The organism is Aquimarina amphilecti, assembly GCF_900109375.1.
In the GTDB taxonomy this organism is placed as follows: Bacteria; Bacteroidota; Bacteroidia; order Flavobacteriales; family Flavobacteriaceae; genus Aquimarina; species Aquimarina amphilecti.
Genome location: NZ_FOAB01000003.1, coordinates 43640 through 56728, shown reverse-complemented (window position 1 = coordinate 56728; position 13089 = coordinate 43640). Strand labels below are relative to the sequence as shown.

The 13089-nt window shown below is 32.3% G+C and carries 11 protein-coding genes; 3 read left to right on the top strand and 8 right to left on the bottom strand.

Going from position 1 to position 13089, the window contains the following annotated elements; all coding sequences use genetic code 11:
• Nucleotides 1–85: 85 nt before the first annotated feature.
• Nucleotides 86–2650: a translocation and assembly module lipoprotein TamL gene (tamL, locus tag BMY33_RS07830; protein ID WP_091407314.1), complete on the bottom strand. Its 2565-nt coding sequence runs from the start codon at nt 2648–2650 to the stop codon at nt 86–88.
• Between the two features lie 37 nt (nt 2651–2687).
• Here tamL and BMY33_RS07825 point away from each other — a divergent pair, with 37 nt between their 5' ends.
• Entirely contained in the window at nt 2688–3419 is a 732-nt protein-coding gene (locus tag BMY33_RS07825; protein ID WP_091407312.1) for a TrmH family RNA methyltransferase, read from the top strand.
• A gap of 3 nt (nt 3420–3422) precedes the next feature.
• Here the strand turns inward: BMY33_RS07825 and porT are convergent, their stop codons facing one another.
• The 4 genes from porT to BMY33_RS07805 form a co-directional block, all read right to left on the bottom strand.
• On the bottom strand, nt 3423–4145 hold the full coding sequence (porT, locus tag BMY33_RS07820) for a type IX secretion/gliding motility protein PorT/SprT (protein ID WP_091407310.1): 723 nt from the start codon (nt 4143–4145) through the stop codon (nt 3423–3425).
• Between the two features lies 1 nt (nt 4146).
• A complete protein-coding gene (gene ubiE / locus BMY33_RS07815; protein WP_091407309.1) occupies nt 4147–4875 on the bottom strand; it encodes a bifunctional demethylmenaquinone methyltransferase/2-methoxy-6-polyprenyl-1,4-benzoquinol methylase UbiE in 729 nt (242 codons plus the stop codon).
• 80 nt (nt 4876–4955) lie between these two features.
• The gene (locus tag BMY33_RS07810) at nt 4956–5753 is read right to left on the bottom strand and encodes an alpha/beta hydrolase (RefSeq protein WP_091407307.1); all 798 of its coding nucleotides are present in this window, start codon (nt 5751–5753) and stop codon (nt 4956–4958) included.
• Between the two features lie 162 nt (nt 5754–5915).
• Nucleotides 5916–7007, bottom strand: a complete 1092-nt coding sequence (locus BMY33_RS07805) for a serine hydrolase domain-containing protein (protein WP_091407305.1) — start codon at nt 7005–7007, stop codon at nt 5916–5918.
• Nucleotides 7008–7354: 347 nt separating this feature from the next.
• Here BMY33_RS07805 and trkA point away from each other — a divergent pair, with 347 nt between their 5' ends.
• Nucleotides 7355–8704, top strand: a complete 1350-nt coding sequence (trkA, locus tag BMY33_RS07800; protein WP_091407303.1) for a Trk system potassium transporter TrkA — start codon at nt 7355–7357, stop codon at nt 8702–8704.
• Between the two features lies 1 nt (nt 8705).
• Nucleotides 8706–10202 carry a TrkH family potassium uptake protein gene (locus BMY33_RS07795; RefSeq protein WP_091407302.1) on the top strand — a complete coding sequence of 499 codons (1497 nt, stop codon included), beginning with the start codon at nt 8706–8708 and terminating at the stop codon, nt 10200–10202.
• Between the two features lie 19 nt (nt 10203–10221).
• Here BMY33_RS07795 and BMY33_RS07790 read toward each other — a convergent pair whose 3' ends face one another.
• From BMY33_RS07790 to BMY33_RS07780, 3 genes are all read right to left on the bottom strand, one after another.
• On the bottom strand, nt 10222–10500 hold the full coding sequence (locus BMY33_RS07790) for a hypothetical protein (RefSeq protein ID WP_091407300.1): 279 nt from the start codon (nt 10498–10500) through the stop codon (nt 10222–10224).
• A gap of 194 nt (nt 10501–10694) precedes the next feature.
• A complete protein-coding gene (locus tag BMY33_RS07785) occupies nt 10695–11882 on the bottom strand; it encodes a pyridoxal phosphate-dependent aminotransferase (RefSeq protein ID WP_091407299.1) in 1188 nt (395 codons plus the stop codon).
• Nucleotides 11883–11925: 43 nt separating this feature from the next.
• Nucleotides 11926–13026 (bottom strand): fatty acid desaturase family protein, encoded by a 1101-nt coding sequence (locus tag BMY33_RS07780; protein ID WP_091407297.1) that lies wholly within the window; start codon nt 13024–13026, stop codon nt 11926–11928.
• Nucleotides 13027–13089: the final 63 nt, after the last annotated feature.

Sequence of the window (13089 nt, the reverse complement as noted above, 5' to 3'; positions counted from 1 at the left end):
TTTACTTTTAGTTAATAAGCCTACAAAAATAGTAAAATAATACGGAATGAATTTTATATTTAAGAACGAAAAATGATGATTGTTTTTAGAAAGGATAGTTGATCCCGACATTGTAGACACCTTCGGAAAAATTATATCCTTTGAACCATCGTTGATCTTCTATTCTAGCAGGATTAAAGGTTTTAAAACCTAGATCTAATCTAACTACAAAAAAGTCGAAATCATAGCGTAACCCTAAACCACTACCTACTGCAATTTCCTGAATATCATCTAATCTAGAAAAAACGGCATCTTCTTCCTCTACACTGTCTAAAACATTCCAAATGTTACCAGCGTCAATAAAGAAAGCTCCATTAAGAGATCCTAGAATGTTATAACGATATTCTGCATTTACTGCAATTTTCATATTGGCTTCATTAAACTCATTTCTTCCGCCACTACTACCAGGCCCCAAATCATAAGGTAACCAAGCACGATTGTCATTAGGACCACCACCAAAAAAACTTCGAGCAAAAGGAATACTATTTGCGTTTCCGTATGGTAGAGCAATACCACCAAATGCTCTAAATGCTAAAACACTTTTTCCTCCTAGATCCCAATGTTTTATATAATCTAACTCAGTTTTTGCATATTGCGAAAATTCTACACCAAAAACTTCAAAACGCTCTCGCGAATTTTCTTTTAATCCTACGAGATTAGAAACTGTGTTTAATACATTACCAGCAAATTCTATTTTAACTCTGAATCTTGAAAAGTTTTCATCATAAAGGTTTTCCCGATTGTTCTTTAAATACGTATAACTAGATGCGAAAATTAAGTTATCTTCAGTTAACCTTTCCTTTCTTTCATTAATATTGCTAATTTCTTGAAGTTGATCTGAAGTCAAGTCACTATCAGGAGTATCTCCTAGAGATTGCGCTATAAAACTATTCGCTCCAGTAGGAATGGATAATATATTTTCAGTGGTGTTGTCTGGATCAAAAAAGGGAGAGTTAGAACTAAGTACTTCTGTTGCAATATTGTTAAGCCTACTAAAAGAATTAGAGTATACATTAAAATAGTTGCCTGTATTAAGGTTCCGAACGTATTGTACATTTACTAAATCAATTTGATTAGTAAGTTTTGTGCTTGGTTTCCACTGGTAATTAAATATCCCAGAAGCATTTTGTTTATCTAGTCCGATATTTTGTTGTGTATTAATACCAAAGATTAAATTGGTTGTCGGAGACATGTATTTTGGTATAATCTTTCTTGTTTGGAATGGGAAAATTATTTTCGGAAATGATAATTTAAGATCTATTCCAATTTCTGATATATCAAAAAACTGACCGTTAGGATCTACAGGATCTTTTGATGATCCAATACTTCCTCTTCCTGAAATTTCAAAAATTTCAGCTCCTCCGAATACATTTCGAATTAAAAATGAACCACTAAAACCGATTCCGAATACTTGGATATTAGAAGTGGATACATCAAATTCTACATTAGTACTATATTTTTTTCTTGGCGTAAGCAAAACACTTGCAATAAGATCAGTTCCTTCTGGATTATCAGGGTCTATGCTGTATCTTATGTTTGGGTATTTAAACGTTTTTAAATTATTAATTTGATTATATGTCAGAGTTCGATCTTTATCTCTAAAAATCTCGCCAGGTGTTATCAATATAGAATTGGCTATTGCTTTACGTGTGTATCTAAGTTTGTCATAACTGTAGATATTGTACCCATTATAAGAAGCGCTGTCCTTTGGTGTTTGGTCTTTATTTTGATAAGAATAATCAGTAAACACATTTACCTTACTTATTTTATGAACTTTAAAAGGAACTCTTTTCTTTTCTTCACCTTCGGTAATTTGTCTGTCTTTGATCAATAGGTTAAGTTGTATTTTTTGATCAGTGTTTACAGTATCTGCATCGAATTTTATATATTCTTTTTCGAAATTATATAATCCAGAGTTTCTATATAGTCTAGTGAGTCTTTCTCGTTCTGATTCGATATCTAAAGTTCGATATTGCTTTCCTGCAATTATACTTGATTCGCTTTTATGTAATTTATATATGGAATCCACAGCTTTAGATTCGATTTTGGCATTAAGAGAATCAATGAAATAAGGTTTGTGCGGCTGAATATAATAGGATACAGAAGCTCTTTGTTCTTCATTGAAGTTGATTTTATAATCTGTTTTTACGTTAAACCAACCGTTATTCCAATAGTAGGATTGTAATCTTTTTACAGAGCGTTTGGCTTTTGATTCATCTACTATTGATGGTGCTTCTCCTGCTTTTTTTAACCAATTATTGATGCCAGTATAAGCAACTCCTAATCGAGTAACTTGTTTTTTGGATAAAAAATTATTTAATCTTTTTTCTCTGTTTGGTTTATTGTGTAGCCAATTCTGATATGATGAATCAGGATTTACTTTAGCTAGGTTATAAATATGAAGTCGAAATGGAGTCCAGGCGAGCTTAGCATTGGGTTTTTGGTAAAGTTGATTGTATAATCTAGTTTCGTTAGTTTTAGTGCTATCAACAAAAATTTCATTTTTGGTTAAGAGGTATTCTTCCTCTGGCACTCTTTTAATTGCATTACAAGAAATTAAAAAAATTGTAGATACTACAACAAATACTATTTTTGTGAGCAGGTGTTTCAATCGAGATTCATTATTGTGTCAAAAATACATTATTTGTATGGTTAGCAAAAACCAAAAGAAATTAATAAATAGTTTACATCAAAAAAAGTACCGAAAACAGCACGGATTATTTGTTGCAGAAGGTAAAAAGGTAATTAATGAGTTGTTAGAGGCTAATTTAAGACTCCATTCTCTTTTTGCTTTAGATACTTCTTATTTCGAAATAAGTTCCGAAAATGTTTTTAATGTAACAGAAACTGAGTTGAAAATTATTAGTTTTTTAACTACTCCTCAATTTGCGGTAGCTATATTTTATATTCCAGAAACTCAATCTGTGATGGGTGATGGATTAATTTTAGCGTTAGACGACGTCAGAGATCCTGGGAATTTAGGAACAATTATAAGACTATGTGATTGGTTTGGTATTACGGATTTAGTTTGTTCGGAGCAAACTGTTGATTGTTTTAATCCAAAAGTTATTCAAGCTACAATGGGTTCTGTAACGAGAGTCAATATTGTTTATACAAATCTGAATAACTTTCTAACTTCTAAAAAAGAAGAATTTTCTGTATATGGAACTTTTATGGATGGGGATATTATTTATAAAGAACAATTACCCAAAAAAGGGGTCATTGTAATGGGAAATGAAGCAAATGGTATTTCTAAAGAGGTAGAGTTTTTGGTAAATAAGAGGATTGCTATACCCAGATTTGGGACTGCTCAGGTAACCGAAAGCCTTAATGTAGCCACAGCTACGGCGATCATTCTCAACGAATTTAGACGAATTTAGATGTTATTGAAAAGTGAAATTAATAAAAAGTCCTCTGGAAGACATTTTATCAATAGCAGATGTGTAAGCACTATTGGGATCGTTATCAGCAACTAACTCATCAGACATAGCAAATACTCCTCGTATAGAAGGAGTGAATTTAAAATAAAACATATAAAAATCTATTCCAAATCCAAGTTCGAAGTAATTAGTATTCGTTTTGGTTCTAAACTGACCTACACTGTTATCATCAGGATTATCTTCATTACTAGATAAATTAATAGATGTAGATACCCCTCCCACAATAAAAGGTTTAAAGTTATTTAGTCTTTTAGTTGATATTTTTAATAAAAGAGGGATGTGTACATAAGTTGAGGTTACTTCTCTAAATCTTTGAGAATCTTCAAAATCTGGTCCAGTAAATGTAAGATCTCTTCTTACAAAAGATACCTGAGGTTCTAGTCTAAGATCCAAGTAATCATTGATTCTCATATTACCTAATAGCCCTACATTAAACCCTATAGATTTTGCTACCTGAACATCTCCGTCCAATATAGGCTCTTCTCCTTCTGGTGTGGCTTTATAATCAAAATTAAAATCGTAACTATTAAACCCAAGGATATAACCCCAACTTAGTCTGGGCTTATCATAGTTTTGAAGATTTCTAACTCGTTCTTTAGAAAACAATTGTGCACTCACATTTTGAGTACAAACGATAACAGCTATTGCTATAAAAAGTCTTTTCATATTATTTTGTGGCTGTATAAATTGTGGCAACACCAAAAGTTTGTGGATTATCCTCGACTTCTATAAACCCAATTTTTCTCAAAATATTGTTGAAAGCATCCCCATAAGGAAAAGCTGCTGCACTTTCACTTAGATATGAATATGCAGATCTGTCTTTAGAAAATATCTTTCCAATCAGTGGTAAAATTAAAGAGGTGTGTAGTTTGTACCCTTGTTTATAGGGTGTTTTGGTGGGTACTGAGGTTTCTAAAACAACAAATATCCCCCCAGGTTTTAAAACTCTATATATCTCTGATAAACCTTGATCTAAATCTTCAAAATTTCTTACACCAAAAGCTACTGTGATAGCATCGAAATAATCATTGTCATAAGGTAAGCTCTCTCCATCTCCTTTAACCATAGAGATTGTCTTATCTAATTTTCTTGCCTTTATTTTGTCTTTTCCAACTTCAAGCATTCCTGCAGAGATGTCTAATCCTATAATTTCTGAGGCTCCTGTTTTGGCTAAGTTTATGGCTAAATCACCAGTTCCGGTCGCAACATCTAAAATACTGTTTGGTTTGGTATTCGAAACTATTTTTACAACTTTTTTACGCCATTTCACGTCAATTCCAAAAGAAATTACTCTATTTAGACCATCATAATTACCTGAAATAGTATCAAACATTTCAGTAACCTGTTGTTTTTTGGTCGTGCTTTTGTCTTTATATGGCGTTATTTTTTCTGACATTCAAAAAAATTTAGGCAAATATACATTTTTGATATGGATCGTAGGAAAAGAATGTCATTAAGTTGCGATTAGCTTATTGTTTATTCTATCATTTCATTAATTTTTTGGAGTATCTGTTCTCTTTCATGTTTAAGAGCATGTAGATGAGCTCCTTTAAACTCTATAAATTCTTTAGGTTCTGACGCATTATTATATACTGTTTCGCCTTGTATGAAAGGAACATCTTTATCCTCTTTGCTATGCATGAAAAGCTTAGAAATTTTATCAATACTTTTTATATCCTCTTTTGCAGCATAAGGCGATATATAATTTTTTTCTAAATAGTCTTTATATTCTGGTACATAATACATGGCAATGTCGGTAAATGACGCCATGGCTCCTTCTAACACTAATCCTTCAATTTTATCTTGATGGTTTTTAGCTAATAATGTAGCAATTTGAGTACCAATAGAAATTCCGTAAATTATTTTTGGAGTATCCTTTATTCCTTCTTTTTTAAGTAAGGTTTCGAATAATAGTTCACCATCTTTTGCAATATTTTTATGAGTTGGAATCCCTGTTGATTTGCCATAGCCTCTAAAATCTACCATAACAACCTGAAAGTTGTTTTCTGCTAATATTTGTGTGAGCGGAAGATAATATGTTATATTTCCTCCGGCTCCGTGAAAATAAAATATAGTTGCTTTTGGTGTTTTTTTTGGTTTTAGAATTAGTACAGAAATCGTATCTGTTCCAGTATTAAACATTAATTCTTCATGATTCTCCCATTCTATTTGTTTTAAATCTTTTGTTGGGAAATAGAATTTATCATCCATTTGAGCATGAACAAAAACAATTTGAATAACACATAAAACGAATAGTAAAAGTTTAGTTTTCATAAGTAAAAAGTTAGTATTTATATGCTAAGATGTAGCTATTCCTAAAATCTTAAAAAGAGTAATTACTGAATTGTTGTTTTTAGCTTATGAATTGTGCTTAGAGTAACTAAGTGCTGACTATTCTTATGTAATAGATCAATTGATGTAACTATTTTGTCTTATTTATTCGCCACTATTTAGTAATTCAAGAATAGTATTTTTTATATCGTGAACATTTCCATTTTTACTGTTTGTTAGTATAATTACGGTAGTGTTGTTTATTCTGTTTTTACTGATAATTGATTCATAGTTTCCACTAGTTCCGTGATGTGTATGTTCTGTTAATTCACCTTTTTGATAGATAACATTTCCTAAAGCAGATTGCATGTTATTATGGTCTAAGTTTTCCGTTTTGCTAATTTTATACAATGAGTTTTTATTGATGATTTTACCAGAATGTAAGTTTTCTATAAACTTAAAAAGGTCATTGGTAGTGGTGGAAAATAGAAATATAGACGATTTAATAGTAAAGGGGAGTTTGTCTTCTTCAAATTCACTATTAAATGGAATAGCCATAGAATTGCTGTTTTCATATGGAAAAGATGTTTTAAACGTACTCTCTTTTAATCGTAGCGGTTGTAATATATTTTGAGTTACATAGGTTGAGAAAGTTTTATTTGTAATATTTTCTATTATTTTGGAAAGTAAGAAAGGGCTGTAGTTGGTGTACAAGTAGTCTTCTCCAGGTGTAAATTCTAAATTTGATATTTTTGATAAATCATTCATAAGATTTTGATCGTTTATTATCTTATGATTTCTCCAATTGATTTTAGGTAGTCCGCCGGTGTATTGTAAAAGATTAATGATCTTGATGTTCATAGACCAATCGGGTAGATTTGTAAAATACTTTTTAATAGGATCGTTTAATTGTAAGAGCCCCTTTTCTTCTAGTTGCATGATAGCAATTGCTGGTATTTCTTTATAAATAGAACCAATGTTGAATTGATCAGTCTCTTTTAATAAGGTTTTTTTATCACTCTTGGAAAAGCCAATTTCATTTTTGTATAAGATTTGGCCGTTTTTAGCAATTAAAATATTTCCATTAAATTTTCCGTTTTGATTTAATGATATTAGAATCGAATCTATTTTTTGTTTTACAATATTTTCATTCTTGTTATCTTTTGAGGTGGTTTTGCTGTTTGTAGTATTGCAGCTGATCGCACATAAAATAGATAAGATAATAAATGTCGAAATACTTTGTAAAGAATTTTTCATGATTAGTTTTTTTGATAGATGATCTTTCTTTAAGACTGTTAAAGCTAGTTTTTTGTTACAATTATTTTTTAAAACATATCATTTGTGAGAATATAATTGGTATTAATAGTAGATCGTTTTAGATGAGCATTAAAAAAGAGAGTTACTTGATGTAATATGTCTATGGCCTAATTAGAACGTAATAATGGATATAATTAAGTAGCTAATTATTAATTGTTTTATGAATTAATGAAATTCCACTATCTTTGTGGGCTTTTATTTTTTAGCAAGAAATTTTCACTTTGTTAGTAAGGGGATTTTGCTAAAGTTTAATTTTATCTTTTGATGATAAATAATAGAAAATACGGATGAAAATTATTATTGCCGGCGCTGGTGAAGTAGGATTTCATTTGGCAAAATTACTTTCATTTGAATCTCAGGACATTACACTGATCGATCCTGATAAAGAATGCTTAAATTATGCTGATAGTCATCTGGATATTAGGGTAATTAAGGGGGATGCGACTTCAATAAGTATTTTAAAAGATGCTAGAGTTGATAACGTTGATATGGTGATTAGTGTTACTTCTAGTGAAACTACTAATATTACTGTTTGCGTATTAGCAAAACAATTAGGTGCTAAAAGAACCATTGCCAGAATTTCTAATACAGAATTTATAGAGAATAAAGAAGAGGTTGGTTTTATCAAGTTTGGAATTGATGAATTAATTTCTCCTGAGGCACTAGCGGCAAGTGAAATTGAGTTGTTATTAAATCAATCTGCATTTAGTGATAGTTATGAGTTTGAGGATGGTGCATTAACTATGGTTGGGACCACTCTTTCTAGTAGTGCATTGTTTGTAGATAAGACTGTTAGAGAAGCTGCAGAGATATTTCCAGAGCTTCACTTTATGCCAATAGCCATACAAAGATCTGGAACGCAGTATACAATAATTCCTAGAGGAGATACGAAATTTAAAGAAGGAGATCAGGTTTATTTTGTCACTTCTAAAGGTGGGGTAGATGAGCTTTATAAGTTGACTGGTAAAGTAAAAGAGCAAATTAAAAAAGTAATGATTCTGGGTGGTAGTAAGATTGGTCATAAAACTACCTGTGATCTATGTGATCATAAATTTAGAGTTAAATTGATTGAAAGTGATAAGGATAAAGCATTTGACTTAGCTGATGATCTTCCAAATGCATTGATTATAAATGGTGATGGGCGCAATGTAGAATTGCTTGAGGAAGAAAATATAGATGATATGGATGCATTTATTGCGGTGACAGGTAATTCTGAAACTAACATTATGTCCTGTTTAGTTGCTAAATCTAAAGGTGTACGTAAAACAATTGCTTTGGTAGAGAACATGGATTATTTCCAGCTTTCTCATTCTATAGGTATTGATACACTAATCAATAAAAAACTATTAGCAGCGAATAATATCTTTAGATTTATTCGAAAAGGTGAGGTAGTTGCCATGACGAAGCTTAATAATATGAATGCTGAGTTACTGGAGTTTGTTGTAAAACCAACTTCCGAAGTGAGTGATAATTTAATTAGAGATCTAGATTTTCCTCGATCAGCTATTATAGCGGGAGTTATAAGAGATGGAATTGGGATGATTCCACTTGGAGGGTTTTATATTAAAGCAGGAGATCGAGTGGTGGTATGTTGTTTGCCTAAATCGATAAAGAAAATAGAAAACCTTTTCTTATAACATGTCCAAATTAAACTTTAAAATTATTACTCATATTATGGGGCTTCTATTGCTCTGTAATGGGGGATTTATGCTTATAGCAACCATTATTAGTTTTATTTACAAAGATGGTGTTACGATGCAAATAATGTTAGCAGCATTGTCGACCATGTTTGTGGGTATAATTTTAATGTTTCTTACTAGAGAGCATCAAAAGTCAATTAATAAAAGAGAAGGGTATATAGTTGTTACGTTTGGTTGGATATTTATGTCCCTAAGTGGTACTCTGCCTTATATCTTTTCAGAAGCAATTCCGTCATTTACGAATGCTTTTTTTGAGACAATGTCTGGTTATACAACCACAGGTGCATCTATTCTTAATGAAATAGAAATAGTGCCAAAAGGTGTTCTTTTTTGGCGTAGTCTTACACATTGGATTGGTGGAATGGGAATTATCGTTCTAGCTGTTGCTATTCTTCCATTGTTGGGGATTGGTGGGATGCAGTTGTTTGCTGCAGAAGCTCCAGGGCCAAGTGCAGATAAGTTACACCCAAGGATCACAGATACGGCAAAAAGATTATGGCTTATATACTTCGGATATACAGCTGCGGAAACCATTTTGTTGAAGCTTGCTGGAATGGATTTCTTTGATGCGATAAATCATGCCCTTAGTACATTATCTACAGGAGGATTCTCGACAAAAAATGCAAGTGTTGCTTACTGGAATGATCAACCCTTAATACAGTATATCATTATTCTATTTATGTTCCTTGCTGGGATGAATTTTATTCTGAGTTATTTTGGTTTTAAAGGTAAGTTTGGGAAATTCCTTAAGGATGAGGAGTTTAAATGGTATGGAATCTCTATAGTGGCTTTTACAGCCGTTGCTGCGTTAATTATTTATTTAAAGGCAGATCCAGCGAATTCAGTTATAGATCATCCCATGGTTTTTGGAGAAGCAGAAAGCGCTTTTAGGCATTCTTTGTTTCAGGTATTAGCGGTGATAACGACTACGGGATTTGTTTCTGCGGATTTTACAGTTTGGACGCCTTTTCTTAAAATAGTATTCTTTGGATTAATGTTTTTAGGAGGTTCCGCAGGATCTACAGCAGGTGGAATGAAAATAGTAAGACATCTTATTACGATTCGTAATGGTATTTTGGAATTTAAACGAACATTGCATCCTAGAGCTGTATTACCAGTACGTTATAATCAAAGAGCAGTTTCTAAAGAGATTGTGTTTAATGTATTAGCGTTTTTTATATTATATATGTTGTCCTTTATAATAGGTTCCTTAGTTTTAGGAATGTTAGGGTTAGATTTTGAAACGGCTATAGGTGGAGCAGCATCGTCTCTTGGAAACGTTGGTCCTGCATTAGGTAAACTTAGTCCTGTAAACAATTTTGATGTGTTACCTGCCTTTGGTAAATGGTGGTGTTCTTTTCTAATGCTTATAGGAAGATTAGAGCTATTTACAGTCCTGATTTTGCTTACTCCTTTCTTCTGGCGTAACAGATAATAGAATAATTAAATAACTACTAATAAGATTCTTCCCAAGGTCCAAAAGCGTATGGGTTAATATGCCAGAGTTCGGCAACTTTTTTAATAGTATCCTTTACACACCCTTTTACGCTTTGTAGATATTCTGGTTCGATAAAAAATATATCAAGAATAGATTCGTAATACGGCGTGGTGTTTTCTACATCGGAAGGTGTGTAGTTTAAAATTTCATCTTCGGAATAAGGGCTATTGAAATTTTCTTTAAAAATTTCAAGCACATTTTTTTGAACAATACGTTCTTTTTCAAGAATGTCCATAAATACAAAAGTAGGTTTTAAGATTGTTATTTATGTTCAAACTACAATTATCTCTTCTTAATTGTTTTCCCCAAAACATTTAATATAGCAACATAATAACTCGAAAAACATAAATTTATTTTTAGAAAAATAAAAAGCCGATGATTTTTATTGAATCATCGGCTTTTTAGTAAAACTTATGCGGTATTGCTAAATTAGCTTACTGCTTTTTTTATTCTGTTAACAGCTTCTTTGATTTGTTCTGTGCTTGCGGCGTATGAAATTCTAATGCAATTCCCATTTCCGAAGGCATCTCCTGTTACCGTAGCAACATTTGCTTGTTCTAACAAGAACATAGAGAAATCAGAAGCATTTTCTATGGTATTTCCATTAATAGTTTTTCCGAAGTAATATGAAATATCTGGGAACACGTAGAACGCACCTTCTGGTTCGTTACATTCAAATCCAGGGATATCCGCTAATAAATCTAAGATCAGTTTTCTACGATTTTTAAATTCATCAACCATATATTGGATCTTACTAACTGGTGCTTCTAAAGCAGTAATTACTGCTCTCTGAGCAATACAATTAGCACCACTAGTTACTTGCCCTTGCATTTTGTTACAAGCTCTGGCGATAGCATTCGGAGCTCCTATATATCCTATTCTCCATCCTGTCATAGCAAAAGCCTTAGCAACGCCATTTACAGTTACAGTTCTTTCATACATGTCTTCAAATTGTGCCATAGAAGCGTGGTCTCCAACATAGTTGATATGTTCATAGATCTCATCACTAACAACAATAATATCTGGATATTTCTGTAAGACATCTGCGAGCGCTCTTAATTCATCTTTACTATATATAGAGCCACTTGGATTGCAAGGAGAGCTATACCAAATCATTTTGGTTTTTGGAGTAATAGCTTTCTCTAGTTGATCAGCGGTCATCTTGAAATCATTCTCTATAGAAGTTTTGACCTCTACAGGAACACCTTCAGCTAGTTTTATAATATCGCTATAACTTACCCAATAAGGGCAAGGTAGTATTACTTCATCCCCGGGGTTTAGGTATACTTGAGCTACATTGTATAAAGACTGTTTTGCACCTGTAGATACCACAATTTGCGAACGATCATAGTTCAAGTTATTATCTCTTTTGAACTTTGTTATGATAGCATCTTTTAATTCTACATATCCGTCTACTGGAGTATAAGAATTATAATTGTCATTAACTGCTTTGATTGCAGCGTCTTTAATAAAATCAGGAGTGTTAAAGTCTGGTTCTCCCAGGCTTAAACCGATAATGTCTTTTCCTTCCGCTCTTAATTCTCTTGCTTTGGCAGCCATTGCTAATGTCGCAGAGGCTTTAAGCTTGTTGATTTTGTCTGATAATTGAATGCTCATTTCCGATACTTGTGTGCTCATTTTGGTAATTGGTAAATAAAAGTTATGACTGCATTGCGGGTTTGATACCCATTTCTTTTAAATGTTTGAAATGAGCTATAATCGCCTTGCGAGTGGTTTTATATTCATTATATGGTAAATTAAATTCTTGTGCAGTTTGCTTTACAATTTTAGAAATTTTGGTATAATGAATATGGCTAATATGTGGAAAAATGTGGTGTTCCACTTGATGATTTAATCCTCCGGTAAACCAGTTGATTACTCTGTTTTTTGTTGAAAAATTCACAGTAGTAAATAGCTGGTGAATTGCCCACGTGTTTTTCATAGTACCTGTCGTATCAGGCAACGGCATTTGGGCTTCTTCTACCATATGTGCCAATTGAAATACGATACTTAAAATAAGACCCGCTACATAGTGCATCACGAAAAATCCTATTAAAATTTTCCACCACGCTATAGACATAATTAACATAGGGATTACAATCCAGATCATCACATAAATAATCTTGGTGACTACAATTGTACTCCATTGTTTTAAGTGACTTGGTAATTTTCCATAAGAAAGCTTACGCTTTAAATAATTTCTAGTTTGCTTAAAATCAGTGGTTATAGCCCAATTAAAAGTTAATAAACCGTATAGGAATACAGAATAGTAATGTTGGAATTTATGAAACCTTTTCCATTCCGCATGTTTAGTAAAACGAATAATTCTTCCAGCATCCATATCCTCATCGTGACCGTGAATATTTGTGTAGGTATGGTGTAAAACATTATGTTGTACTTGCCAATTATACACATTTCCAGCTAAAATATAGAGGCTGCTCCCCATTAATTTATTGATCCATTTTTTAGAAGAATAAGAACCATGATTTCCATCATGCATCACATTCATTCCTACCCCAGCCATGCCGACTCCCATAATGATGGTTAATAATAGCATCCACCATTGAGAAATGTCCAGTGTAAGAATTAAAAAATACGGTGTTAAGAAAAGAGAAAACATTATAATAGTTTTCAGGTGCAATTTCCAGTTACCTGTGCGCTTGATATTATTTTCTTTGAAATATTCATTTACACGTTTATTCAGTGTTCTGAAAAATTTTGCGGAATCCGCTCTGCTAAATCTTACATTAGGTGTAGTCATGGGTTTTTGGGTTTATAACTAAACGTTATTAGTCATAAATTATTCGGTAAAGTTAGGTATTTA